Consider the following 26,566-nt stretch of genomic DNA (forward strand, 5'->3'; position numbering starts at 1 on the left):
TCAAAGCGCGCAAGCCGCGATGTAGAGTAACCTCAGCCACGGTGTACCGGCGTCAATGAAGACTGGCCTTGGAAGCCAGCACAGGCAGGGAAGTGCACAGATGAACGAGACATCCGGCAATAAACCGCTGCGCAATAACTTTTCCGAACTCAACGCCGACATGTTGCATGCGGTGATGGAACTGGTCAGCGACGGCATCTGGGACTGGAATGCCAACACGGGTTTCGTGTACCGCAGCCCCGGCTGGTACATGATGCTTGGCTACCCCCGCCACTCCCTGGAGAACAGCGTGTTCACCTGGGAGAACGTGATCCACTCCGAAGATTATCCACGCGTCATGGCCGTATTTGATGACTACATCAGCCAACGCGCGCCCCATTACCAGGCCGAGTATCGTTGCCGCAAGGCTGACGGCACTTACTTGTGGATCGAGGACCGTGGCTACGTCATTGCACGTAACCCCGACAATTCAGTGGCACGCATGGTCGGCGCACACCGCGATATCCATACACGCAAAATCTCCATCGAACAGCTGCAAAAGCGCAACCAGTCGCTGGAAGCGCTGGTGGCCGAACGCACCCTTGAGTTGTCACGAGTCAATCAGCAACTGCAAATGCAGTTGGACGAGAACCGCTCCCTGGCCGAACAGGATGCCCTGACACGCATCGCCAACCGTTATCGCCTGGAAAAGGTGTTGCTGGAGGAGTGCGACCGTGCCGAGCGCTTCCGCGTACCGCTGGCCTTGGTGGCCATGGATATCGACGACTTCAAGCCGATCAACGACAAACATGGTCATGGCGTCGGCGACCAGACCCTGGTGAGCGTGGTAGACAGCCTGGAAACCTGTATGCGCCAAGGCGACTTGCTCGCACGCTGGGGTGGCGATGAGTTTATGGTGATCCTGCCCAAAAGCAGCTTGGACACCGCCAGGCAATTGGCCGAACGTATCCGTCAGGCCATCGCCGAGATGCCCGCCGTGGGCGACTTCAAAGTCACCCTGAGCCTGGGCGTGGTGGAGCGGCGAATGGGCGAAACGCCCGCCGCCTTGATGGCACGTGCCGATCAAGCACTGTACCGGTCCAAAGCCGCCGGCAAGGATGTGGCCTCGGAGTGATGTGGGAGCTGGCTTGCCTGCGCTAGCCGTGTGTCAGTAACCGATGCACTCACAGGTAGGCCGTCATCGCAGCATAGATATCTACACATACCACGTCTGTGACAAGTGGGCTGTTGTGGCGAGCAGGCTTGTCCTGCGTTGGGCTGCGCAGCAGCCCCAAAAAACAGACGCAGAGTTCTTTCAGGAGTATCACGGTACCCGCACTGGGGCTGCTGCGCAGCCCAACGCGGGCAAGCCCGCTCGCCACAGAGGAATGTGGCGGCCTTAGAAAGTTGTGGAGATACCTGTGGCCATCGCAGGCAAGCCAGCTCCCACCTGAGGCAGTGTTCAGTCAACGCACCGGCGGTGCGTACTGGATGCCGCCATTGCTCCACAACGCATTGAGCCCGCGCTTGATCTTCAGCACGCTGCCCTGGCCGATATTGCGTTCGAACACCTCATCGTAGTTGCCTACTTGCTTGACGATCTGCACCACCCAATCCTTGCGCAGCTTCAGGTCTTTGCCGTAATCGCCGTCGGCCCCGAGCAGCCGCGCAACGTCGGGGTTCTGAGTGGACTTGGCCTGCGCCTCGACATTCTGCGAGGTGATGCCCATTTCTTCGGCATTGAGCATGGCAAACAGGGTCCACTTGACGATGCTGAACCACTCATCGTCGCCCTTGCGCACCAGCGGCCCCAACGGCTCTTTGGAGATCACCTCGGGCAGCACCACGAACTCATCCGGGTGGGCCATCTTGATGCGCTGGGCATACAGGCCCGACTGGTCGGTGGTGAGCACGTCGCAACGCCCGGCTTCCAGGCCCTTGGCGCTCTCGTCGGCGGTGTCGAAGGTGATCGGCGTGTACTTCATGCCGTGGGTACGAAAATAATCGGAAACGTTGAGTTCGGTGGTGGTGCCGGCCTGGATGCAGACGGTCGCGCCATCGAGTTGCTTGGCGGCGGTCACGCCCAACTTGTTGTTGACCAGAAAGCCGATGCCGTCGTAATAGGTCACGCCGGTAAACACCAGGCCCATGCCGGAATCGCGGGAACTGGTCCAGGTGGTGTTGCGCGAAATCAGATCGATTTCGCCCGATTGCAGCGCGGTGAGTCGCTCCTTGGCGGTCAACTGGGTGAACTTCACTTTTGACGCATCACCGAACACGGCGGCGGCGACGGCGTGGCACACATCAACATCGATGCCGGTCATCTTGCCCTGGCTGTCGGGCACACCGAAGCCCGGCAGGCCGTCACTGACGCCGCACTGGATAAAGCCTTTTTTCTGGATCGCGTCCAGGGTCACGCCCGCGTGGGCACTGCCGGCAAGCGCCACGGCCGTGGCAGCGATAAGGGTTTTGAGGTGGTTCATGCGAGGCACTCCCTGTGAGTCTTTTATTATTCGGCGCCGCACTGCCCGCGCCGGTTTCTGAGGTTGCCCGGCAGTATTGTCAGGTTTGCAGCGTGGCCACAAACGACCTTTAGGCAACAGCTCCTTCCGATTTGGAATGACCCGGCGACTTTATTTCGTTTGCGGCAAAGCCGGGCGCGCGGCTTAGATAAATACACGCCCGCCACTGCCGAGTCCCCGATTCATGAGCCGCGAAAGCATCAGCCAGTCGATTTCCATCGTTCACCCCATCAGCCTCAGCCACGGCAAGAACGCCGAGGTTTGGGACACCACGGGCAAGCGCTATATCGATTTTGTCGGTGGCATTGGCGTGCTCAACCTCGGGCACTGTCACCCAGGCGTGGTGGAAGCGATTCGCGAACAAGCCACCCGGCTCACCCACTATGCCTTCAACGCCGCGCCGCATGCGCCCTACATCGAGCTGATGGATCGCCTTTGTGCGTTTATCCCGGTGGATTACGCGGTAAGCGGCATGCTCACCAACAGCGGCGCGGAAGCGGCGGAAAACGCCTTGAAAATCGTGCGCGGCGCCACCGGCCGCACGGCGGTGATCGCCTTTGACGGCGCCTTCCACGGCCGCACCCTGGCCACCCTCAACCTCAATGGCAAGGTGGCGCCCTACAAGCAAAAGGTCGGCGTGCTACCCGGCCCGGTGTATCACCTGCCCTACCCCAGCGCCGATAACGGTGTGACCTGCGCCGAAGCCCTGAAGGCCATGGACCGTCTGTTCAGCGTGGAAATCGACGTCAACGATGTGGCCTGTTTCATCATCGAGCCGGTGCAGGGCGAAGGCGGCTTTCTGGCCCTGGACATCGAGTTCGCCCAGGCCCTGCGCCGCTTCTGTGATGATAAAAACATCCTGCTGATTGCCGATGAAATCCAGTCCGGCTTCGGGCGTACCGGCCAGCGTTTTGCGTTCTCGCGCCTGGGCATCGAGCCGGATCTGATCCTGCTCGGCAAAAGCATCGCCGGTGGCGTGCCATTGGGCGCGGTGGTCGGGCGCAAGGCGCTGCTCGACAACTTGCCCAAAGGCGGCCTCGGTGGCACCTATTCCGGAAACCCAATTGCCTGCGCGGCTGCTTTGGCAACATTGGATGCGATGACCGACGCGCAATTGAAAACCTGGGGGTCACAGCAGGAAGCCGCCATCGTTCGCCGTTATGCCGCCTGGCGCGAGCAACAGCTGTCGCCCTATCTGGGCCGCCTGACCGGCGTGGGTGCCATGCGCGGCATCGAGCTGGCCCATGCCGACGGCACGCCCGCTCCCCAGCAACTGACCCAACTGCTCAGCCTGGCACGCGATGCCGGCTTGCTGCTGATGCCCAGCGGCAAATCGCGGCATATCATCCGCCTGCTGGCACCGCTGACCACTGAGCCTGCGGTGCTGGAGCAAGGCCTGGATATTCTCGAGACCTGCCTTAAGCAGTTGAACTAGTAGCGCGCATCCACGGGCTTGCCGCCGTTGGGCCAGTCTCTGACCTTGTCCGGGAAATCCGGGCGCGGTTGGCCGGAGAAGTACGCCGCCACGTCCACAGCTTCCTGGTCCGACAAACCGCCCTGCCCCAACGGGAATTTTTCGTGGAAGCCGATCGGCATGTTGCGTTTCACAAACGCCGCCGCGGTGTAAGGCCGTGCCATACCGGCGCCGATGTTGAACGACTGCTCGCCCCACAATGGCGGGTACACCAGCTCGCCGTCGGAACGCACCAGGCCTTGGCCGTTATCGCCATGGCACACCGCGCATTGCTTGGTATACACCTGCTTGCCGTTGACCAGATCCGGCTTGATCGCCGGGTCGATCTTGCCCACGCCGCGCCCGGCGACTTTATCTTCAGGGCGGGTGTTGTTTTTCATCCAGTCAAAGTAGGCGACCATCGCCTGCATATCCGCCGACTGCGGCGCCAGCGGCTTGCCGTTCATGGAACGGCGGAAACAGCCATTGATGCGCTCCTCCAGCGTCACCACCTTGCCCGCACGCGGCGCGTAACTGGGGAAGAACGCCGACACACCCACAAACGGCGAACCATCCGCCACGGTGCCGGCGTTGAGATGGCAACTAGCGCAGTTGAGCGAATTGCCGACGTTATCCGGCAGCAGCGCCTTGGTTTGCAGGTGCAGGCGCATGCCGCGAATAACCTGGTCGGCGTTGGGTGCGGCGAGCAAATTCGCCAGCCTTGGGGTTTCGAAGGCTGACGAATCGGTGGTGTCAGGGTTGAGTTGGTCACGCAGTTTCTTCACTTGGCCCGCATTGATTGGCGTGCCTTCGTTGCCCCAACGGGTGCGTACGAAAGTGAGAATTTCGGCGATTTCCTGATCGGCCAGTCGGCTGAAACCGGGCATGGTGTAGACCCTTGGGTGGGCGGCGGTTTGCGCGGTTTCCCAGCCGGTCAGGGTGATATGCAACAGCGAAGTCGGGTTGTTCGAGGCAATGCTCGGGTTACCGGCCAAAGGTGGAAACAGGCCTTTTACGCCAGCGCCGTCACTGCGGTGGCAATCACTGCAAAACTGCATATAGCCCAGGCCGCCACGGCTGGTGAACAGGTCGGCTGGCGGTGCGGCCGGTGCTTGGGCGACCGCTGGCATTGGCAGATCATCTTTACCGGGCGGCAGGGATTTGAGGTAACTGGCGATGGCCGTGAGGTCGTCAACACTGAAGTGCTGGGTGCTGTGGTGGATCACATCGGCCATGTTGCCAGCGACCGTGGCAAAGCGGTTCTGCCCGGTCTTGAGCAGTTGCACGGTGTCTGGCACCGTCCAAAGGTTGCGCAGGCTCAGGGCGCGCCAGTGCTCGACGGTTTCACCGGCCAGGTAATGCCGGCCGCTGCGGCCCGTATCGCTCATGGCTTTTTCCTGGAAGGCGATGCCCCGTGGCGTGTGGCACGAGCCGCAATGCCCCAGGCCCTGGACCAGGTAGGCACCACGGTTGAGCACCGCGCTACGCTGCGGGTCGGGTTGGAACGGCTGCTTGTCGAGAAAGGCAACATTCCACAGCGCCAGGCCCCAGCGCTGATTGAACGGGAAGCCCATGTCCGCCTCAAGGTTGGCCTGTCGCACCGGCTCGACGCCTTGCATCAGGTAGGCGTACAGGGCGCGCATATCCCCTTCACTCATCTTCGCGTAGGACGGATACGGCATCGCCGGGTAAAGGTTGATGCCCGCCGGCGTCACGCCTTCGCGCATCACCTTGTCGAACTGCTCGAAACTGTAGTTGCCGATACCGGTGTCGCGGTCCGGTGTGATGTTGCTCGAATAAATCGTGCCCATCGGCGTGCTCAGCTCCAGCCCGCCGGCCATCACCTGACCTTGCCTGGCGGTATGGCAGGCGATGCAGTCGCCCAGTTGGGCCACGTATTGACCCTGCTCGATTTGGGTTGGGGCGGCGTGCAGAGGTAGCGCAAGACACAGCGTCGCCCCCAGCAAGGCCAGGCGGGACAATGAAAAGGCCATTGCATTAATCCTTTAATAACCTGGCGTGGAGTAGTCCCCTCGGCGCAGGCCAGCGGTTGTTTTTATGGGTTCATCAGGCCGCTGTGTTGTAACGGGTTTTGCGCTGGAGGGTGTTGATGTGGGTCAGCGCCAAATCGATGGACAAAACGATGATGGCTCAACGACTATCAGCGCCACCAAACCCCGCAAGGAAGCACCCATGCTCGATATCCTCCAAGGCACGCCCCTGTGGGTGTACGCCATCTACCTGTGGATTTGTTATTACGGCATCAAGGCCTGCATGGGCGGGCGTGAGAATCGCCGCTCGCTGCTGATTTTGCCGGTGGTGCTGGTGGTGTGGTCGCTGATGTCGCTGGCGCCCTCGATCCTGTCGAGCGGCGCCTGGGTCGCGGGTGCGCTCGCGGGCAGCCTGCTGGGGATGTTGCTGTTCAACGCCGACGGCGCCCGGCTCGATGCCAATGGCGAAACGCTGGTGCTGGCGGGCACCTGGAAAACCCTGCTGATCTCGCAGCTGTTCTTTGCGGTGAAGTACTACTTCGGCTATCAGCAGGCCGTGCATCCGCTGCTGTTAAGTACACCTGAAATGTTGCTGGCCGTGGGCGGTGTATCGGGGTTTACCGTTGGTCTGTTCTGCGGGCGGGCCGTGCGCTTGCAGCGGGCGCTGAGCGCATTACGCGGCGATAAGGGCAGTGTGCTGCCTTGACCTGATCTCCCATGCCGCCGAAAATGCGCGACGCTTTTTTGTCCCCCGTTTACTGAAGTAGTGAAATTTCAATGCCTGATTCTTACACCGAACACGCCGCCGAAGAATCCGTAGTCGCCCTGCACTCGAAGGCCGAATACGAAAACGCCATCAATCTTTCACAGCATGTGCCTGCGGCCAAGATCATCAGCGAGATGGTGCTGGACGCGTTCCACACCTCCAAGGAAAGCGACCAGATTCGCGAACTGCGCGTGGCCATCCGTCAGGCCCATGACGCCTTCGACGACGACAAGGCCTACGACCTGATGGGCCAGCTCAAGCAACTCAAGGATGCCGAAGCGGCCGACAACATCGCCCTGGAAGACTTGAGCAGTAAGTTCTCGATCAGCCGCATCCTCTCCAGTTTCAAGGACGACCCCGAGTTCCAGGAGCTGGTCTACGGCCTGGCCCTCAAGGTGCTGAACCAGTCTCACCAGGCCATCAGCAACCCAAGCGCCGGTAAGGGCAAGGCTGCACGGGCCAAGAAAGAAGCCGAAGTGTTTGTGATCAGCAAGGATGGCATCAGCGTCACCCTGCCGCTGCGCACGCCGCGCTCCAAGCTCAACGTTGACCGTGAGGCATTCGAGTTTTTAGGCTTCAGCTTTGTGGGTGAAGGTGATGAGGCTGAGCTTGAAACCGAGAGCTTTGTGGATAACGCCGGCGCCGAGCAGCCGTTGAGCCGCAAGAGTGTGATTACTGCGCTGCAGCAGCAGACGGCGTTTGATGGGTACAGCATCGCGCAGCAGCAGTAACGCATTGCTCAAAAGGTGGGAGCTGGCTTGCCTGCGATAGCATCACCTCGGTTTGCCTGATAGACCGAGGTGCTGCTATCGCAGGCAAGCCAGCTCCCACATGGGTTTTGTGTTGCTTTAAAGACTCGCGAACACCTCGCGAAACCGCGCCATCTCCTGTTTGTTGCCCACCGTCACCCGCACCCACTGCGGCCAATCCTCCCACACCCGCCCGACCAATACGCCCTGTGCAGCCAGCTTCTCGATCACCTGTTCTGCAGGTTGTTTCACGTTAATCATGAAGCAATTGCTTTGCGACGCGGTGCAGGTAAAATCCCGCGCCTTGAGCCAGGCCACGGTTTCGTCACGCAGTTGGGCATTGAGCGCCTTGCGTTGCGGCACCAGCTTGAGGTCGTCCAGGCTTGCCCGGGCTCCGAGTAACGTGGACGCCGCCGGCACATTGTCGCCACCAAACACTGCCAGGCGTTCCAGCAACGCTGGGTGGCCTACCGCCAAGCCCAGGCGCGCGCCGGCCATGCCGTAGATTTTCGAGAAAGTGCGCAGCACCAGCAAATCGTCGTGGTCCTTGACCCAACTCACGCAGCTTGGGGCATCGCAGAAGTCGATGTAGGCCTCGTCCACCACCAGCACGCAGCCTTTGGGTTTGTTCGCAAGCGCCTGACGGATCGCTGCGGTGGGCGTCAGGGTGCCGGTCGGGTTGTTGGGGTTGCACAGGTACAGCATGCCCGCGTGAGGGTCGGCGGCGAGCATGGCCGGCACGTCATGGGCGTGGTTGGCATTAAGGCTCACTTCGTGCACCGGCGCCTGCCAGGCTTCGGCGGCCTGACGCGGTACTTCATAGGACGGCGTGGCCATCACCAGACCACGAGTCTGGCTGGTAAACGCCAGCACCGCGTAGCGCAAGGCGGCCATGGAGCCGGCAAATACAGCGACCTGTTCTTCGACAAGCCCGTGCGCCTTGGCGAACTGCTCGGCCAAGCCGTACATGTAACCATAGGGGTACAGCCCGGAGAGGCCGATGCCACGCTGCATCGCCTCGCGGGCGGAGTCCGAGGGACCGTAGGGGCTTTCGTTGTAATTAAGCCGCACCGTGTCCGCCGGAGCCGCTGGCTGGCTGGCGACCGCCCAATCCAGGCGGCCCAGCACCGGCAGGGCCGCGCCAAAGGCGAGAAGAGACCGACGACTTACGCTGAACATGGCGCGACTCCTTGTAGACGGGTGATGGTTTCTCACGGTTCGTACAAAGAAGTATGACGAGAAGGCGCTCGGCTGATTTAGCCACCTGCGCCGTGATCAACCCTCCAGGTAGTCGGCGATCGGGTAGTTCATGCACAGGGCCTCTACCGCTGTGCGCACCTGCTCGCGCACCTCAGGCTCAAGCCGATAGTCCTGTTCGCCCAGCGGGGTGACGTTTTCCAACACCCGGCACACCAGCGCAATCACCTGGCGGCAACCCTCGGCGTCGAGTTCGCGTTGCGCCATGCAGCCGGTGCCAATACACAAACCGCTGGTGACCAACTTCGAGCGTGTCTCGCCTGGTACGCGGTGCTTGCTCACCACAATGGCGCAAGACTCAAGGGCCGCCTCGGCGATGGCGCCGGTCATGGCGCCCGGCAACCGGATCAGTACCGTATGGTTGTCACTGCGCCCGCCCACCACGTCGTAACCCTGGGCCGCAAACGCACTGGCCACCTCATCGGCAAGCGCACGGCCACGCCCCATACAGGCATCAAACTCTGCTGACTTCGCGTACCCGAAGGCAGCCGCTTTTGCCGCGATCATATTCACCGCCGGCGCCCCTTGCATACGCGGGAACACGGCTTGGTCCAGCACACGGCTGAACGTCGACCGCAGGCCAGGCACCTTGGCCTCGGCGTCGCGGCCGCACAGGATCAACCCGCCCCGTGGGCCGCCCAATTGCTTGTGCGTGCAGGTGATGGTGACGTGGGCGGCGTTGATCGGGCTCGGGTGGCGCCCCGTCACCACCAACCCGGCGATAGCGGAAATATCCGCCAAGAGGATGGCGCCCGCCTCGTCGGCAATTGCGCGAAACCGCTCAAAATCCACCACCCTTGAGTACGCACCCGCACCGCAAATAATGATGCGTGGGCGATGGGCCAGGGCCAGGCTGCGCACTTGCTCATAATCGATAAGGCCATCGACGGTGGTGCCGTAGCGGATAGCCTTGTAATAGGCCCCGGTAAACACCGCCGGGCTGCCATGGGTGAGTTCGCCGCCATGGTCGTGGGCCATGCCCAGTAGCGTATCGCCCGGCTCAAGCAGCGCCGAAAGCACTTGGGATATGGCATTGGACGCCGAATGAGGCTGCACGCCGGCGTAATGTGCATCGAACAACTCCCGCGCCCTGCGGATGGCCAGGGACTCCACTAAATCGACATTTTCGCAGCCGGTGCGATAGCGTTTGCCGGGCGTGCCTTCGGCGCTCACGTTGACCAGTGCAGAGGCGCAGGCCACCAGAGTGCGGGGCTTGACCGCGCAGGAAGAAGCCACCAATGAGAGGGTGCGATGCTGGCGAGTGACTTCAGCATCCAGCAGGCTGGCGAGTTCGAAGTCTTCTGCGCGCAGATCCGCCAGGCCACGACGCAGCAGGTCGGCCTGGTCTTTCAGAGGTACGGTATTGAATGCCATCAGTGCGGGTCCCTTCCTGGGCGTTGCGTGCCGGTCCGTCCTGAACCGAGAGGATCAATTAAACAGGAAATTAAACATTTTCCAAATCAAATGTTCATTTTCCAGACTCCAGCCCCATCAAAAGCACGCCCGCAGCGCATCCGGACTTTATTGTTAGGCCCGACGCATGCAACACTCCCGCCGCCGCAAAACCACAAGCGCCCCCGGAACGGGCGCTCCCTGTTGTGGTTGCGCAAACAACGGACGTTAACGACTAAAAGGAAGTGGTGAGCACGTGATACACAGACGCGAAAAAACCGAGCACTTGAAGAGCAACATCAAGTACTTGATCAAAAGCCGCGGCGAGACGCAGCTGTCCCTATCCAATGCCGCCGGCCTGACCAGGACCACCATCTACAACATCCTGGAAGGCAAGGTCGTCAACGTGCAGCAGTCCACTGTCCGCAAGATCTCGGACTTCTTCGGTGTTTCCTACGATGAAATCGAGACCCTTGATTTTGAAGCCAAGGAAATCATCGAGAGCAGTGTTTCCCCACAGGGCAACATGAACCCGGCCGCCGTGCCGGTGCTCAAGGAAAGCCTGGTGATCCAGAACCTGGACAAGCGCATTGGCGAGTTGGCCACCCTGTATCCGCTGACCTACTACTTCGGCTCTTCCTACAACCTGATCGGTGTGCGCCTGGAACGTGGCATTCCCGGTATCAACGAGCCGGGCGATTTGCTCATCGTGCAAAAAGGCACGTCAACGCTGGGCAAAGAAAAGCTGGTGTACGACCGGGCCATCCAAAAGATGTTTATCACCCTTGAAGCCTGCGCTGGCTCAGAGCGCCTGTGTGTAATCGGCGACATCATTGAGGAGCGCTTCAATGACAACGTATGAAGCGGGCATCGAAAACAGCAAATACAAACTGCTGGGCTTTGAGAATGACAAGCGCCTGGCGGTAATCATGGTGATCGCCACCGGCAAGGTCATCAAGATGAAGCTGAGTGAAGTCATCAACAGCGAAATAATGGACAACCTCAATAAAATGGAAGTTAAGAACATGTACAAGAAGTTTTATTCACAGGGAGGGACGCTGACGGCCTACGATATAAACGACCGCAACGAAAACTCCTGGATGATCTACATCATCCTGAACCTGTTGCTGTTCACGTTTTATATCTTCACCAGCATTGCCGCGACCAAGCCTATTTACCTGGAGTCGATGGGCATCATCGTCACGCCAGGCACGTTTCTGTACCCGCTGACGTTTTTGATCGTGGATTTGCTCAACGAGCAATTCGGCCTGCGGCTGGCCAGACGTGCCATTTTGTTTGCGTTCGCCAGTAACGCGATGATCATCATCCTGCTCTACGGCTCGACGTTTCTGCCAGGGCTGCCAGGCTGGAAACTCGATGGCCCTTACAACGATGTGATCATTCAGGTGTCCTCGGTACTGGTCGCGTCCTCGGTCTCGTTCCTGGTGTCGGAGAACATAAACTCCTACTTGCTGTGCAAGATCAAGGAACTGACCAACTCCAAATACCTGTACCTGCGGATTTTCCTCAGTACGTTCTTTGCGGTGATTATCGACAGTTTCCTGTTCTGCTTTATTGCGTTCTATGGCGCGATGCAGACCAGCGACATCTTGAGCATGATCTACGTGCAGATCGCGATCAAAGTCGGCTTTGCGTTTTTTAATATCCTGCCGGCCTATGGCGCGCGTGCGTTGTTCAAACGCTGGATTACCGGTAGCGCAGCCTGATGTAATGCGCTCTAAATGTGGGAGCTGGCTTGCCTGCGATGCAGACAACTCGGTATGTCAGTGACATTCAGTTGATGCTATCGCAGGCAAGCCAGCTCCCACAGTAGACCGAGTACGGTCCCTAATCCCTAGCTCAGTTGCAACTTCTGCTTCAGGCTGCTCATCACACCCGCCTTGTCCTGCAAATACTCATTCAAGCCCCGAGCCCGCAGGTTGCATGCATCACAATTACCGCAGCCGGTGCCGATGATGCCGTTGTAGCAAGTCAGGGTCTGGTGCTGAACCAGGTCCAGTTGCTGGTGGTAATCTGCCAAAGCCCAGGTCTCAGCCTTGTTCAGCCACATCAACGGCGTGTCCAGGCGCAGCTTGTAATCCATGCCCAGTTCAAGCGCCGTGTTCAGCGCTTTGACAAAGTCATCGCGGCAATCGGGGTAACCCGAGAAGTCGGTCTCGCAGACACCGGTAATCACGCTTTCAGCTTTGACCTGATAGGCGTAGATCGCCGCCAGGGTCAGAAACAGAATATTGCGCCCCGGCACAAAAGTACTCGGCAGGCTTTCGCCCGAGCTGTTCACGGTCGGCACCGGAATGTTGTCGCGGGTCAGGCTGCTGATCGCCAGCTCGTTGAGCAGCGACACGTCCATCACTTTGTGAACGGTGGCGCCCAACTGCTTGGCCAACTTCTGCGCGACTTCAACTTCGGCCACATGGCGCTGGCCATAATCGAAGGTAATGCAGTGCACTTCGTCATACTGCCCCAGCGCCTGGATCAGGCAGGTGGTCGAGTCCTGCCCGCCACTGAATACCATCACGGCTTTTTTAGTCATCACGTTGCTTCCTGCATTTGTAGAATGTGGGAATAGTTTAAAGGCCACTCAATAAAAAGCCCCGCGCTTCTTGCGAAGGCGGGGCTTTTTGTTGCTCGGTGACTCAGTGTGCGTAGGTCAGCAACAGCTCTTTCGGCACTTGGAAATCCAGGGACATCATCACGCTGAGCGCGGTGATGGTGAAGATCGAGAACACGAACAACTTGCGCGCCCAGACGGTGTCATCCACCGCCTTGTAGCCGGTCCAGGCCATGTACAACCAGTACATGCCCATGGCGGCGGCGACGGCGAGGTAGCTCATGCCGGCATAGCCACTGAAGGTCAACATCAAGGTCGCCACGAGGAAGGCCAGGATGTAGAGCAGGATGTGTTTCTTGGCCACCTGAATGCCACGCTTAACCGGCAGAACCGGAATCGACGCAGCCAGGTAGTCATTGAAGCGGAAGATCGCGATGGCATAGGAGTGCGGCATCTGCCACAGGCTGAACATCACCAGCAGCACCAGCGCAGCCATGTCGAAGCTATTGGTTACAGCCACATAACCAATCACCGGCGGCATCGCCCCCGACAGACTGCCCACCAGCGTGCCGTGAACCGACTTGCGCTTGAGGTACAGGCTGTAAAGGCCGACGTAGATAACAAAACCGATCACGGCAAACAGCGCCGCCAACGGGTTGGCCACCTTGTACAACAGGGCTACACCGGCAACACCCAGGACGGTCGCGTAGATCAGTGCCAGTTTCAGGGAGATAAGGCCCTGCACCAGCACACGATTCTTGGTGCGTTCCATCTTCAAGTCGATGTCACGGTCGATGCAGTTGTTGAACACACAACCGGAAGCTACCACCAGGGACGTGCCGATCATCGCAGCCAAGAAAATGGCCAGATCGACATGCCCCTTGGAGGCCAGGAAGAAACCGCCTGCCACAGAAAGCACGTTACCGAAAATGATCCCCGGTTTGGTGATTTGGATAAAGTGCTTAAGCGACATCGGGTCTTACCTCACTTCGCCATCATGAACGTATGGATGCTGAACATGATCCATATCGACAGGCCAACCAGCAGCAGGATCACAAGACCTGCGAACACGAACGCAATCACGTTATCGCGCTGCTCTTTCGAGCGATCCAGGTGCAGGAAGTACACCAGGTGAACCAGAACCTGAATCACCGCGAACGCCAGGACGATCATCAAGGTGATCGACTTCGGCAAGGTTGGGTACATCACCAGGCCGAACGGGATCAGGGTCAGGATGACCGACAGGATGAAGCCGATAGCGTAAGACTTTACGCTGCCGTGGCTCGCATCATGGCTGTCGTGGTCATGGGAGTGTGCATTAGCCATTACAGAGTCCCCATCAAGTAAACGACGGTGAATACGCAGATCCAGACCACGTCCAGGAAGTGCCAGAACAGGCTCAGGCAGCTCAGGCGAGTCTTGTTGGTGTTGGTCAGGCCGTGCTTATTGACCTGATACATCATCACCGCCATCCACAGCAGGCCGGCAGTTACGTGCAGACCGTGGGTGCCTACCAGCGTGAAGAACGCGGACAGGAAGCCGGAACGGTGCGGGCCGTAGCCTTCGGAGATCAGCAGGTGGAACTCGTTGATCTCCATGCCGATGAAGCCCAGGCCGAACAGGAAGGTCAGTGCCAACCAGCTCAGTACGCCTTTCTTGTTGCCCTTGTAGAAGGCCAACATGGCGAAGCCGTAGGTGATCGAACTGAACAACAGCAAGGCGGTTTCGCCGAGCACGTAAGGCAGTTCGAAGATGTCGTGGCCCGACGGGCCACCCGCTACGTTGTTTACCAGTACCGCGTACACCGCGAAGATCGACGCAAACAAGATGCAGTCGGTCATCAGGTAGAGCCAGAAACCGAATACGGTCATTGGCCCCGAGTCGTGGTGATGGTCATCGTGCCCATGGTCATCGACATGGGCGTGTCCAGCATTGGTCACTAAGTTCGACATGGTTTAAGCCTGTTCCAACGAGGTTTCTACACGGTTGGCCGGGATTTTCTTCTCGGCTACCAGGCGAGCGTGCTGCTCGGCTTCGATGCGTTCGATCGTCTCGACCGGCACCATGTAGCCTTGATCATCACGGGCAGCGTGAATGATGAAGTAACCGATAGTGCCTACCAGGCCCACGATTGCCAGCCACCAGATGTGCCAGATCATCGCGAAACCGAACACGGTCAACAGCGCGCCCATCACCACGCCAGTGGCGGTGTTGTTCGGCATGTGGATCGGCTCGTAGTGCTTAGGACGCTGGTACGCAGTACCGTCTTCCTTGGCTTCGGTGAACGCATCAATGGTGTTCGCAGTAGGGATCACAGCGAAGTTGTAGAACGGCGGTGGCGACGAGGTCGACCATTCCAGGGTGTGGCCATTCCATGGGTCACCGGAGTCGCAAGCGTTCTGCTTACGGTCACGGATGCTCACGTACAGCTGGATCAGCTGGCAGGCAATACCGGCAGCAATCATCAACGCACCGAACATGGCGACGTACAGGTACGGCACCCACTCAGGGTTGGTAGTGGCGTTCAGACGACGGGTCATGCCCATGAAGCCCAGCGCGTAGAGCGGCATGAACGCGACGAAGAAGCCCGAGATCCAGAACCAGAATGCAGCCTTGCCCCAACCTTCGTGCAGCTTGAAGCCGAACGCTTTCGGGAAGTAGAAGCTGAAACCTGCGATGTAGCCGAATACAGCACCACCGATGATCACGTTGTGGAAGTGCGCGATCACGAACAGGCTGTTGTGCAGTACGAAGTCAGCACCCGGAATGGCCAGCAGTACGCCGGTCATGCCGCCGATGGCGAAGGTCACCATGAAGCCCAGGGTCCACAGAACCTGGCTGGTGATACGCAGACGGCCGTGGTAGATGGTGAATAGCCAGTTGAATAGCTTCACCCCCGTCGGGATCGAAATCAACATCGTCGCCAGGCCGAAGAAGGCGTTGACGCTGGCCCCCGAACCCATGGTGAAGAAGTGGTGCAGCCACACCATGAAGCCCAGTACAGAGATTGCGCCCGATGCATAAACCATCGAGTGGTGACCGAACAGGCGCTTGCCGGTAAAGGTCGAGATCACTTCAGAGAAGATACCGAACGCTGGCAGGATCAGGATGTACACCTCAGGGTGACCCCATGCCCAGAACAGGTTCACGTACATCATTGGATTGCCACCAAGTTCATTGGTGAAAATGTGGAAATCCAGGTAACGGTCAAGCGACAGCAGCGCCATGGTAGCGGCCAGGATCGGGAACGAAGCCACGATCAGGACGTTGGCCCAGGTGCAGGTCCAGGTGAAGATCGGCATGTCCATCAGTTTCATGCCAGGGGCGCGCATTTTCAGGACGGTGGCCAGGAAGTTGACCCCCGTCAGTGTCGTCCCGAGTCCTGATAACTGTAGTGCCCAGATGTAGTAGTCCACACCCACGCCCGGACTGTACTGAATGCCCGACAACGGCGGATACGCAACCCAGCCGGTCTTGGCGAATTCGCCGACGCCCAGGGACAGGTTGATCAGCACCACGCCGGAAACCAGCAGCCAGAAGCTCAGGGAGTTCAGGAACGGGTAGGCAACGTCACGCGCACCGATCTGCAGCGGCAAGGCCAGGTTCATCAAGCCGGTGAAGAATGGCATCGCCATGAAGATGATCATGATCACACCGTGAGCGGTGAAGATCTGGTCATAGTGTTCAGGCGGCAGGTAGCCAGGCGAACCCTCGGTGGCCATGGCCAACTGGGTACGCATCATGATGGCGTCGGCAAAACCACGCAGCAGCATGACCATGGCAACGATGACGTACATGACACCGATTTTCTTGTGGTCGACAGACGTCAGCCACTCGGTCCACAGGTAGGTCCACTTCTTGAAATACGTGATTGCAGCAAACAGTGCCAGACCACCCAGCGCGATCATGGCGATGGTCACCATCACGATCGGCTCGTGGAACGGGACCGCATCCCAACTTAATTTACCAAACATCGTTTACTCCTCTGCCCCAGCAGTTGAATGCGAGCCCGTGTCAGAACCTTCAACCACGGCCACTTCTTTCTTCTCGTGCTTGACCGGCTTGCCTGGCTTCATACCTTCGTACTTATCGACGATTTTCTGAAACAGGTCCGGCTCAAACGCGGAGTACAGAGCGACTGGGTTGTTCTGGCTTGGTTTGGTCAGGGCGTCGTATTCAGCTTGATCAAGCTGTTTAGGTGCGGCCTTGACTGCGGCTACCCAGGCGTTGAAGTCTTCCTGGCTCGTCGAGATCGCTTTGAATTTCATGCCGGTGAAGCCAGCGCCGCTGTAGTTCGCGGAGATGCCTTCCATTTCAGCTTTTTCGTTGGCGATCAGGTGCAGGCGAGTCTGCATGCCCGCCATCGCGTAGATCTGGCCGCCCAGTGCAGGGATGAAGAACGAGTTCATCACGGCATCGGAGGTGATCCGGAAATTAAGCGGAGTGTTCTCCGGGAACTGGATCTCGTTGACCGTGGCGATACCCAGGTCCGGGTAGATGAACAGCCACTTCCAGTCCAGCGCAACCACTTCGATATTGATCGGCTTGACGTTGGATTCCAGCGGACGGTACGGGTCCAGCTCGTGGGTCGACTTATAGGTGATGTAACCCAGGGCGATGATGATGAGGACCGGCACCAGCCACACGGCGATTTCGATCTTGGTGGAGTGCGACCACTTAGGCGCGTAGGTAGCGCTGGTGTTCGACGCGCGGTATTTCCAGGCGAAGGCGAAGGTCATGATGATCACAGGGACCACGACCAGCAGCATCAGCAGGGTAGCGGTGATGATCAGGTTTCGTTGATCCAGACCGATCTGTCCTTTTGGGTCCATCAAGGTCCACTTGCAGCCTCCCAGCATTAACAGCATGCCAATCAGCGGCAAAAAGCCTAGTAATCGGGGGTACCTGTTTTTACTCATCTCACGACCTCTAAAGCAGCTTGCGCAATGCAGTTGGGTTTTGATCGCCAACACTTCACCCTGCCAAGGGTTGGCATTTCTCTTCGATTGAATAAGAGCCTGCCCGTCACGCCATAACTGTACGTTTCACGGACCTGCGGTGAGTTCTTATTCGATTTCGTGGTTAAAGGCCTTGTTACAGACCAATTCCATTTGGTGCGGATAGTTGAAAGGCTGCCGGAACCTTGGGGTCGCACAGAGCCGTCCATCTGCCCCTCGACCGCTCCAGTGCTCAAATATTGAACAGCACCGGACATTCAGTGCGGGCGATTGTAGTTAGCTAGCGATGTATAAACCATGTCTTATAAAGAAATAATTTTTATCGATTACAGCAACAATCCTTCACTAATCCTGCAAAGGTTCGCGATCTTATCGTGTTCGATTCCCAACAAAAACCACAAAAATTGCCGTGTTATTGGGCACAACGCCACTTCCCTTACACCTTGTAAGGGCTTGCAAAACGGATCCAAGCCCCCATAAAACAAGGCATTCGGACATCACCCAATGGCTCGCACGGCGTGACATTTGCGGCATCGCCCAAACGATGAACTGACAGCACAATTTAGCCATCGGGTGCAAATTCAGGCGGCGGTTTGATGGGTCAGAAACGTCCTGCGGCAACGTCCGTGTGACAACATGTCGCACGCTGCGCACACCTATTGTTGCCCCTCCTCACGGCCCTTTCACAAATCCCTACAACCAAAAACGCCCCGGACTTCCTTCAAGGAAGACCGGGGCGTTTTGGCGAGCAGACTCAGGCCTGGCGTTGGCGATTGCGATAGATGCCCAGCGGCACCAGAATCACCGTCAGCACGAACGCCACCAGCGCCCATTGCGCCAGGGACAAGCCAAGGATGGGCGGGTACGGCGTGCTGCAGAAGCCGTCGACCTGGAAGCCCAGTGGGAACACCTTGGCCAGTGGCAGTTCATCGACAATCGGCTGCAGCACATCGACGCCGCAACTGACCTCCGGGAAGAACTGGGTGTAGACGTGGTGGCCTGCAACTGCGACGCCGCCCACGGCACTGAGGACTACCAGCCCTTCAAACACAGTGACCGCACCTTTGCGGCGCATGGCGGCGCCGATAAAGGCAAAGATCGCAATCAACAGCAATGCGTAGCGCTGCAGGATACACAGCGGGCACGGCGCCTCGCCCAACACCACTTGCATATACAGCGCACCGCCAATCAGCGCCAGGCAGATGATGCCCAGCAACACCAGAAAGCGCCGCTCCCTGCCTAAACGCAATTCGTCACTCATCCCCGTTTTCCCTTTGTCGTTGTGCCAATGCCGGCAAGTTTACACACAGAGCATGGTTAAAACAGAGGGCGGTTAACTGCGGATTAATCGGGATAAATGTTGTGGCTGAGCGGACGCCATCGCGGGCAAGCCCGGCTCCCACAGGGAATCGCATTCCAATGTGAGAGCCGGGCTTCTTGTGGCGAGGGTAGATGTACTTATTCCAGCGCCGCCGCCGGGCCGAAGAACTCGTAGCGCGCCTGCTGCTCCGGCACACCCAACGCCTTCAGATGGCGTTTGATCGCCGCCATAAAGCCTTTAGGCCCCAGGAAGTACGCATCCAGGTCACGTTCCTCGGGTAACCACGCCGCCAATTGCTCCTGGCTCAACAGCCCCACCTTGTCCGCCGCAGGGCTCACGCCGTCGTCCTCGGCATAGCAGTAAAAGCGTTTGAGCTGCGGGTGCCTGGCCGCCAGGGCATCGACCCAATCACGGAACGCATGCACGCCGCCGTTGCGGGCGCAGTGGATAAAGTGCACCGGGCGCTCGGTTGCCAGGGCCGCTTCAAGCATGGGCAATGTGGGGGTGATGCCTACCCCGCCGCTGATCAGCACCAGCGGTTTATCGCTGGCCGCCAGCGTGAACTCACCCGATGGCGGGAACAGGTCGATGGTTGCACCGACATGCATCTGGTCATGCAGGTAGTTGGACACCCGCCCACCGGCCTCGCGTTTGACGCTGATGCGGTACAGGCCCGCATCGCTCAGGGCCGACAGGGAATAGTTGCGGCGCACTTCTTCGCCGTCCAGCACCAGCCTCATCCCAATGTACTGGCCCGGTGCGGCTTGCAGGATCGGGCCGTTGTCCACAGGGGCAAAGTAGAAGGAGATGATCTCGTCGCTCTCCTCCACACGCTTGACCAACAGGAATGGCCGCGCACCGCGCCAGCCGCCCGGCGCCTGGGCTTTTTCATCGTAGATGGCCGCTTCGGCGCCAATCAGGATGTCGGCCAACTGGCCGTAGGCCGCGCCCCAGGCATTCATCACCTCAGGCGTGGCGATCTCGCTGCCGAGCACTTCAGAGATGGCGCGCAGCAGGCAGGCGCCCACAATCGGGTAGTGTTCCGGCAGGATCTGCAAGGCCACATGTTTGTTAATGATCTTGGCCACCAGGTCACCCAGTTGGTCCAGCTGATCGATGTGCCGCGCATACATCAGCACGCCATTGGCCAGCGCGCGGGGCTGGTCACCGCTGGCCTGGTGGGCCTGGTTGAACAGCGGGCGAACTTCTGGGTATTCGCTGAGCATCATGCGGTAAAAATGCGTGATCAGCGCTTCGCCGCCGCTCTCCAGCAGGGGCACAGTGGATTTGACGATGGCACGGTCTTGGGCACTAAGCATGGCAGACTCCTGGGTCTCTTTACTGATTACTTTTACCTACTCAGCATTCGTGCCAACTAATTAATCGTTATAATTCAATAAGTTAATTATAATGTAGTCAGTATGACTCCCTACACCTTATAGTCACAAGGACTACAAGGAGTCATTATGACTGCACAATCGCTGCTCACCACCCTGCTGCCCCTGGTCGCCGACCTGTCCCGCGAACTGCCCGAGGGCGAGCGCTATCGACGCCTGTTGCAAGCCATGCGCGCACTGTTGCCGTGCGATGCCGCCGCGTTGTTACGCCTGGACGGTGAGTGGCTGGTGCCGCTGGCAGTGGATGGTTTGAGCGCCGATACCCTTGGCCGTCGCTTCAAGGTCAGCGAACACCCGCGCTTTGAAGTGTTGCTGAGCAGCGCTGGCCCTACCCGGTTTGACAGCGACAGCGAACTGCCCGACCCCTACGACGGCTTGGTCGACGGCCTGCACGGGCACCTGGAAGTGCACGACTGCATGGGCTGCCCGCTGTTTATCGACGACCAGCCCTGGGGCCTGCTGACCCTCGACGCGCTGGACACCGAGCGTTTCGAACGCGTTGAGCTGGATGCTTTGCAAGCCTTTGCCAGCCTGGCGGCGGCCACGGTCAATGTCGCCGAACGCATCGAGCGCCTGGCAATACGCGCCGAAGACGAACATCAGCGCGCCGAGATCTACCGCCAGGCCAGCGGCCAACAGCACAAGGAAATGATCGGCCAGAGCAAGGCGCACAAGCGTCTGGTCGAGGAGATCAAGCTGGTGGGCGGCAGCGACCTGACCGTGCTGATTACCGGCGAAACCGGGGTCGGCAAGGAGCTGGTCGCCCAAGCCATCCACGCCGCGTCCCCGCGTGCGGACAAGCCGATGATCAGCCTCAACTGCGCCGCGCTGCCGGAAACCCTGGTGGAAAGCGAACTGTTCGGCCACGTGCGCGGCGCCTTTACCGGCGCGTTGAATGAACGCCGTGGCAAGTTCGAGCTGGCCAATGGCGGCACCCTATTCCTGGATGAAGTGGGCGAGTTGTCGCTGACCGTGCAGGCCAAATTACTGCGCGTGCTGCAAAGCGGCCAGTTGCAGCGCTTGGGTTCGGACAAGGAACACCAGGTGGATGTACGCCTGATTGCCGCCACCAACCGCGACCTCGCCGAAGAAGTGCGCAATGGCCGCTACCGCGCCGACTTCTACCACCGCCTGAGCGTGTACCCGCTGCAAGTGCCGGCGCTGCGCGAGCGCGGGCGGGATGTGTTGCTGCTGGCGGGGTACTTCCTGGAGCAGAACCGTTCGCGCATGGGCCTGGGCAGCCTGCGCCTGACCAGCGACGCCCAGGCCGCGCTGCTGGCCTATAACTGGCCAGGCAATGTGCGGGAGCTGGAACATTTGATCGGGCGCAGCGCGCTCAAAGCCCTGGGTAACTGCCGCGAGCGGCCGAAGATTCTGAGCCTGAGCGCCCAGGACCTGGACCTGCCGGACGTCAGCGCGCCGGCTATCGAAGCACCGCTGCAAGCGCCGCTGGCCGCGACCGGCGACCTGCGCCAGGCCACCGAGCACTACCAGCGCCAAATCATCAGCGCTTGCCTGGAACGCCATCAGCACAACTGGGCCAGCACCGCCCGCGAACTCGGCCTGGACCGCGCCAACCTCGGCCGCATGGCCAAGCGCCTGGGCCTCAAATAGGGCAACTGTGGGAGCTGGCTTGCCTGCGATGGCGGTGGGTCAGCTAGCTCAACTTTGACTGACCCACCGCCATCGCAGGCAAGCCAGCTCCCACATTAGATAGCCTTCGCCTGCAAGACCGGTTGAACCAACTTAGGCTTACGAAACACCAGCACATTCCCCAACATCACCAACACCAGCCCCATCAGCGCCGGGGCGGTCCACTGGTATCCCTCGGCAAACGCCGACACGTTCAGCGCCACCACCGGAAACAGCACCGTGCAATACGCCGCCCGCTCCGGCCCCATGCGCCCAACCAGGGTGAGGTACGCAGTAAAGCCGATCACCGAACCCGGAATCACCAAATACCAGAGAGCGCCGATATACCGCGCACTCCAGTCCATGTCGAAAGGAATGCCGCGCACCGCACAGTAAGTCGCCAGCATCGTCGCGCCATAGGCCATGCCCCATGCATTGGTGGTCAGCGGCTTGAGCCCGGCCTTCTGTTGCAGGCTCGAGAGCATATTGCCCGCCGAGAAACACATCGTCCCCAACAATGCCAACCCCAGGCCGAGCAAGGTCTGCGGGCTGGCGGTATGCCCTGCCAGTTCCGGCCAGAATAGAAAGCCCAGCCCCAGCAACCCCAGCGCGCCGCCCATCAACACGTTACGTGCTACGCGCTGGCCAAAAAACACCCGGGCATTGAGGGCGTTCCACAACGTGGCGGTAGAAAACACCACTGCCACCAGACCGCTCGGGATCCATTGGCTGGCGGTCAGGAAGCACATGAAGTTGACGCAGAACAGGCACAGCCCCTGCGCCAGGCAGATCAAATGCCCGCGCCGGTTCATCACCTGCAACTTGCGGCTGAGCAGCAACAGCGCAAACAGCACCAGCGCCGCCAGGCCGAAGCGGTAGACGATCGACACGGGAATCGCCACGACGCCCAATTGCCATTTGAGGGCGATCCAGGTGGTGCCCCAGATCAGCACGGTGAGTAAATACAGGAAAAGGTTCATAGCGGGCTCCGTCGATTGAGGCACAGTGTCCCTTGGCAGCCGGCCGGCGCTCTTGCACATTCTTGCGCTTTTGTCGGGCGCAGGGATCACAGCTATCGCCGGCGGGAGTAGGATGCAAGGCGTCGGAGAGCACAACCATGCCAGATCTGGAATCCCTGCAAGTCTTTCAAGCCCTTAACAGCTCGCCCAACGCACGCCTGGAAGCCTGCGCCGAGCTCGGTGACGGCTTGTCTGCGGCCTTGTGGAGCAACCATCACGACTCGCAGGATTACCAGGCGCCGACCCATCACACCTTGTCCTGCTACATCGGCGGTGGCACCGGCACGTTTCGGCGCGATCAGCCAGGCACCAAGGGCGGCCCGGACAAACTCTGCATCCTGCCCGCCGAGCACCAGTCGGCCTGGGTGATCAACGGTGAGATTCGCCTGGCACATGTGTATTTCAGCCCGGAGCAATTTGCCCTCGGTTGCGTCACGCTGCTTGACCGCGAGCCGCGTGAATTGCAATTGCGCGAAAGCACCTTCCTCGAAGACGCCAGCCAGGCCCAGCGCTTTCACCAACTGATCGCCCTTAACTGGCAAGAGCCCGCCGAGCGCCTGCTGACCAGCAGCCTGGCCCACGAGATGCTCAGCCACACCTTGCTCAGCCAAGTCGGCGCACGCGACGGCCTGCGCTTGAAAGGCGGGTTGGCGGCGCATCAGCGCCGGCTGCTGGTGGAGTTTATCGACCACCACCTGGAAGACCCGATCAGCCTCGGGCAACTGGCCGGCCTGTGCGCGCTGTCGGAATACCATTTTGCGCGAATGTTCCGCCAAAGCTTCGGCCTGCCGCCCCACCAGTACCTGTTGGCACGTCGCCTGGCGCGTGCGCAAGCCCTGTTGCGTGGCGGCGCCCTGCCCCTTGGCGAGATTGCGTGGCGGTGTGGCTTCTCCAGCGCCAGCCACTTTACCCACCGTTTTCGCCAGGCCATGGGCGCCACGCCCGGGGAATACCGCCAGGCGTTCTGCGCCTAAACCATCAAGCCCAATGTCTTGGCCTTGGCCACCGCTTGGGTGCGTCGCTCCACGCCGAGCTTGCTGTGGATACGCCGCGCGTGAGTCTTGACGGTGTGCAGCGAGATAAACAGCCGGTCGGCGATTTCCAGGTTGGAGTTGCCTTGGGCGATCAGCTGCAGCACTTCCAGTTCGCGTTGGCTCAGCGGGTTTTCCACCACGCCACTGGGCGCCGCCGGGGTTTCCAGGCCCAGCTCAATCAATAGCCCCGGCGCACGCAAACGCAGCTCGCGAATCGCCTGCTGCACCTGGCAGCGTTGCGCCAGCTCCAGCCCGGTTTGCAGGGCGCGCCGGGCCACGGCTGAGTCGCCCAACTGCCAGGCCACTTCGCCCAGCACCAGGTGCAGCTCGGTTTCCAGGCAGAGCATGCCGCGTTGTTGGGTGGTGTCGAGCAAGGCATACAGGCGCTCCATAGGCTGAACGGCCACACCCAGCTTCACCTCGGCCAGCACCAGCAAGTACTCCAGCCGTGGAATCAGTTCCAGCGTAGCCGGCGGTGCTTGCCGGGCCTGTGGCCCACGGAAGTGGCGCAGCACCCGGCGCACTGCTTCCACGGTCAGTTCGGCACGGCCCTGCTGCAACCAGAAGTGCCCACTGACCAACAGCAGCACCGCGCGGTATACCGAGTCCGGCACATGGCGTTGCTGCATCAAGCGCTCCGCTTCGCGCAGCTGGGCAAACGCCTGGGCGTAATCGCCATGGTTGGCCGCCAGCAACGCCAGGCCGAGAAACCCATAGAGCACGCGCTTGTCCTGACTGTGCAGGCACAGGCTCAAACCGCTCTCGAAACATTCACCGGCGAGCGTGTCCTGGCCTTGGCGCAACGCCAGATGCCCGCGCCGCAGGGCGATGCGCCCTACCAGTGGCCCCGCCTTGAGGCGCTGGCGCGCCAGCATCGCCTGCACATTTTCCAGCAGACTTTGCGCCCGATACGGTGCACCGCGTTGCTCCAGCAATTGCGCATGATCCAGTTCCAGCAGCGCTTCCAGCACCAATGAACCATGGGCACGCGCCAGGCACAGCGCTTCGCGGTTCAAGGCTTGGCCCACCTCCAGCTCGCCGCGCAGCAAGGCTTGCTGGGTCAGGCCCGAAAGGCACATCAGCCGGGAAGTCCAGGCGCTGTCGGGCAACGCTTGCAAAGCCTCCAGAAAATGCTCGCGGGAGCGCTCGGCATCCCCATTGAGGTGCAACAACCAGCCCCATTGCGCCTGCCAGCGCGCCAGTAAATGCCGCTGTTTCGCCGCCGTCGGCTGTGGTGCAAACCGGGCAAGCTGGTCGATGCACACACCGGCTTGCTCAAAGCGCCCGGCGAACAACAATGCGGCCGTCACCAGCCCCACCAGTTGTGCGGAGCCAAGCATCAATTCATCGCCATGTTGCTCATGCAGACGCAGCAACAGCTGCGCATTCTGCTGACGGAACAAGTCTTCAAAACTGAAGTGTTGCAACAGGCTCACCGCCATCTCAAACGCTTCGGCCAGCAAGGCCTGTTCAAACGCGGCTTGCCAATCGCACTCGGCGGTAAACCATTGGCAGGCACGCCGATGCCAGGCGCGCTTGGCCGGCCAGGGCTCATCGCGCAGCAAGCGTGCGAGCGGCGCAAAGACCTGCAGCCAATCGGTGGTGTCTTCCCAGGGCTGGATAAAGGCGCCCAATGCCTGCAACTCCCGCAGGTAGTCGGCGCCGTCGCCAGCGCCGAACAGGTGCTCACACAGGCCCGGGTTGAAGCGCGGCAGGTGCGCCAATACCCGCCAGGCCTCAGCCAACTCGACCGGCAAGGTGCGCAGCAGTTCGTGTTGCAGGTAGTCGAGCAAGGTTTTGTCCGGGTGACCATCACCGAGCAAGGCAATGCGTACACCGGCGCACCAACCGCCGCTGAACTGCATCACGCTGTCGAAGCTTTGCCCGCCGCCGAGCAGTTGCTGGACTTGCGCCGGGCTGAAGTTCAGCTCGCTGCACACCAACAGTTCATCGTCGAGCAACAACCGCGGCCAGTTGCATGCCGGTCGCCGCCGCGCGCCCAGCCACCAGGTCAGCGCCGGGCTGGCGACACTGAGCAGGCGGTCGAGCAAAGCATCCAGCTCGGGCGCGGGCAGGCGGCAGTAATCATCCAGGAACAACCACGCCGTGGGCTGCCAGCGGCTGAGGTCAAGCAACAAGGTAGCTTCATCGACAAACGCCAGCCCCAGGTTGTGCGCCAAGCGTTGGCACAACTCATCGGGGCTCAAAGCCGCACCATTGAGTGGCAGCCAATAGACCTGGCAACCCTTGGGCGCCTGCAAGGCACACTCGGCCAGTAACGCGCTTTTGCCACTGCCACCCGGCGCGCACAGCAACTTCACCCTCACGGTTGCTGCGAGCAACGGCTCGGTCAATTGCGGGCGTAACAGGTGATGGGCGGACAGCCGTGGCATGAATCCAGGACGGTCCAGGCAGCGGGTCATGGCGGTCATTGCTGCATCCTGCGTTTTTATTGTTATGCAACCTGACGCCACCCTAGTCCTGTGGTTGGCGGTTGTTGAAGAAGTATTCAGCAGGGTGATTG

22 protein-coding genes are annotated in these 26,566 nt (G+C 60.0%); 8 read left to right on the plus strand and 14 right to left on the minus strand.

Annotated features, from left to right (window positions below):
• The first annotated feature begins 100 nt into the window (after nt 1–100).
• A complete protein-coding gene (locus tag HBO41_RS26845; RefSeq protein ID WP_099549457.1) occupies nt 101–1,114 on the plus strand; it encodes a sensor domain-containing diguanylate cyclase in 1,014 nt (337 codons plus the stop codon).
• 331 nt (nt 1,115–1,445) lie between these two features.
• Here HBO41_RS26845 and HBO41_RS26850 read toward each other — a convergent pair whose 3' ends face one another.
• Nucleotides 1,446–2,462, minus strand: a complete 1,017-nt coding sequence (locus HBO41_RS26850; protein ID WP_169988418.1) for an amino acid ABC transporter substrate-binding protein — start codon at nt 2,460–2,462, stop codon at nt 1,446–1,448.
• A 223-nt stretch (nt 2,463–2,685) separates the two neighbouring features.
• On the opposite strand from HBO41_RS26850, the gene HBO41_RS26855 reads away from it, so the two are divergent.
• Nucleotides 2,686–3,936 (plus strand): aspartate aminotransferase family protein, encoded by a 1,251-nt coding sequence (locus tag HBO41_RS26855; protein WP_099549456.1) that lies wholly within the window; start codon nt 2,686–2,688, stop codon nt 3,934–3,936.
• Here the strand turns inward: HBO41_RS26855 and HBO41_RS26860 are convergent.
• A complete protein-coding gene (locus tag HBO41_RS26860; protein ID WP_169988420.1) occupies nt 3,933–5,948 on the minus strand; it encodes a c-type cytochrome in 2,016 nt (671 codons plus the stop codon). The genes HBO41_RS26855 and HBO41_RS26860 overlap by 4 nt on opposite strands.
• 199 nt (nt 5,949–6,147) lie before the next feature.
• Between HBO41_RS26860 and HBO41_RS26865 the strand changes: the two genes are divergently transcribed.
• The gene (locus HBO41_RS26865) at nt 6,148–6,651 is read left to right on the plus strand and encodes a DUF6622 family protein (protein ID WP_169988422.1); all 504 of its coding nucleotides are present in this window, start codon (nt 6,148–6,150) and stop codon (nt 6,649–6,651) included.
• A 71-nt stretch (nt 6,652–6,722) separates the two neighbouring features.
• Nucleotides 6,723–7,442, plus strand: a complete 720-nt coding sequence (locus HBO41_RS26870) for a hypothetical protein (protein ID WP_017135403.1) — start codon at nt 6,723–6,725, stop codon at nt 7,440–7,442.
• A 117-nt stretch (nt 7,443–7,559) separates the two neighbouring features.
• On the opposite strand, the gene HBO41_RS26875 is transcribed toward HBO41_RS26870, so the two are convergent.
• Complete coding sequence (locus tag HBO41_RS26875) at nt 7,560–8,639, minus strand: pyridoxal phosphate-dependent aminotransferase (protein ID WP_099549452.1); 1,080 nt, start codon at nt 8,637–8,639, stop codon at nt 7,560–7,562.
• Between the two features lie 96 nt (nt 8,640–8,735).
• Complete coding sequence (glyA, locus tag HBO41_RS26880; RefSeq protein WP_169988425.1) at nt 8,736–10,091, minus strand: serine hydroxymethyltransferase; 1,356 nt, start codon at nt 10,089–10,091, stop codon at nt 8,736–8,738.
• A 274-nt stretch (nt 10,092–10,365) separates the two neighbouring features.
• On the opposite strand from glyA, the gene HBO41_RS26885 reads away from it, so the two are divergent.
• Both HBO41_RS26885 and HBO41_RS26890 read left to right on the plus strand, forming a co-directional pair.
• The gene (locus HBO41_RS26885; RefSeq protein WP_017135066.1) at nt 10,366–10,971 is read left to right on the plus strand and encodes a helix-turn-helix transcriptional regulator; all 606 of its coding nucleotides are present in this window, start codon (nt 10,366–10,368) and stop codon (nt 10,969–10,971) included.
• Nucleotides 10,958–11,836, plus strand: a complete 879-nt coding sequence (locus HBO41_RS26890) for a queuosine precursor transporter (protein ID WP_017135067.1) — start codon at nt 10,958–10,960, stop codon at nt 11,834–11,836. The genes HBO41_RS26885 and HBO41_RS26890 overlap by 14 nt, the downstream gene beginning before the upstream one ends.
• A gap of 128 nt (nt 11,837–11,964) precedes the next feature.
• On the opposite strand, the gene queC is transcribed toward HBO41_RS26890, so the two are convergent.
• From queC to hmpA, 8 genes are all read right to left on the minus strand, one after another.
• The gene (queC, locus tag HBO41_RS26895) at nt 11,965–12,663 is read right to left on the minus strand and encodes a 7-cyano-7-deazaguanine synthase QueC (protein WP_017135068.1); all 699 of its coding nucleotides are present in this window, start codon (nt 12,661–12,663) and stop codon (nt 11,965–11,967) included.
• A gap of 103 nt (nt 12,664–12,766) precedes the next feature.
• Nucleotides 12,767–13,654 (minus strand): heme o synthase, encoded by an 888-nt coding sequence (gene cyoE / locus HBO41_RS26900; protein WP_017135069.1) that lies wholly within the window; start codon nt 13,652–13,654, stop codon nt 12,767–12,769.
• An 11-nt stretch (nt 13,655–13,665) separates the two neighbouring features.
• On the minus strand, nt 13,666–14,007 hold the full coding sequence (cyoD, locus tag HBO41_RS26905; RefSeq protein ID WP_010206434.1) for a cytochrome o ubiquinol oxidase subunit IV: 342 nt from the start codon (nt 14,005–14,007) through the stop codon (nt 13,666–13,668).
• Entirely contained in the window at nt 14,007–14,633 is a 627-nt protein-coding gene (locus HBO41_RS26910; RefSeq protein WP_010206435.1) for a cytochrome o ubiquinol oxidase subunit III, read from the minus strand. Before HBO41_RS26910 ends, cyoD begins: the two co-directional genes overlap by 1 nt.
• A 3-nt stretch (nt 14,634–14,636) precedes the next feature.
• Entirely contained in the window at nt 14,637–16,655 is a 2,019-nt protein-coding gene (gene cyoB, locus HBO41_RS26915; protein ID WP_017135070.1) for a cytochrome o ubiquinol oxidase subunit I, read from the minus strand.
• A 3-nt stretch (nt 16,656–16,658) separates the two neighbouring features.
• On the minus strand, nt 16,659–17,600 hold the full coding sequence (gene cyoA / locus HBO41_RS26920) for a ubiquinol oxidase subunit II (protein ID WP_026013527.1): 942 nt from the start codon (nt 17,598–17,600) through the stop codon (nt 16,659–16,661).
• A gap of 793 nt (nt 17,601–18,393) precedes the next feature.
• The gene (locus HBO41_RS26925; RefSeq protein ID WP_017135072.1) at nt 18,394–18,900 is read right to left on the minus strand and encodes a disulfide bond formation protein B; all 507 of its coding nucleotides are present in this window, start codon (nt 18,898–18,900) and stop codon (nt 18,394–18,396) included.
• 197 nt (nt 18,901–19,097) lie between these two features.
• Nucleotides 19,098–20,279 carry an NO-inducible flavohemoprotein gene (hmpA, locus tag HBO41_RS26930; RefSeq protein ID WP_169988427.1) on the minus strand — a complete coding sequence of 394 codons (1,182 nt, stop codon included), beginning with the start codon at nt 20,277–20,279 and terminating at the stop codon, nt 19,098–19,100.
• Nucleotides 20,280–20,426: 147 nt separating this feature from the next.
• Here hmpA and norR point away from each other — a divergent pair, with 147 nt between their 5' ends.
• Nucleotides 20,427–21,971: a nitric oxide reductase transcriptional regulator NorR gene (norR, locus tag HBO41_RS26935; RefSeq protein WP_169988429.1), complete on the plus strand. Its 1,545-nt coding sequence runs from the start codon at nt 20,427–20,429 to the stop codon at nt 21,969–21,971.
• Between the two features lie 95 nt (nt 21,972–22,066).
• Here norR and HBO41_RS26940 read toward each other — a convergent pair whose 3' ends face one another.
• Complete coding sequence (locus HBO41_RS26940; RefSeq protein ID WP_017135075.1) at nt 22,067–22,969, minus strand: DMT family transporter; 903 nt, start codon at nt 22,967–22,969, stop codon at nt 22,067–22,069.
• Nucleotides 22,970–23,106: 137 nt separating this feature from the next.
• On the opposite strand from HBO41_RS26940, the gene HBO41_RS26945 reads away from it, so the two are divergent.
• A complete protein-coding gene (locus HBO41_RS26945; protein WP_169988431.1) occupies nt 23,107–23,982 on the plus strand; it encodes a helix-turn-helix domain-containing protein in 876 nt (291 codons plus the stop codon).
• Here the strand turns inward: HBO41_RS26945 and HBO41_RS26950 are convergent.
• Nucleotides 23,979–26,474, minus strand: a complete 2,496-nt coding sequence (locus HBO41_RS26950; RefSeq protein ID WP_169988433.1) for a LuxR C-terminal-related transcriptional regulator — start codon at nt 26,472–26,474, stop codon at nt 23,979–23,981. The genes HBO41_RS26945 and HBO41_RS26950 overlap by 4 nt on opposite strands.
• Nucleotides 26,475–26,566 lie beyond the last annotated feature (92 nt).

This window comes from Pseudomonas sp. WS 5146 (genome assembly GCF_012985495.1).
Lineage (GTDB): Bacteria > Pseudomonadota > Gammaproteobacteria > Pseudomonadales > Pseudomonadaceae > Aquipseudomonas > Aquipseudomonas edaphica.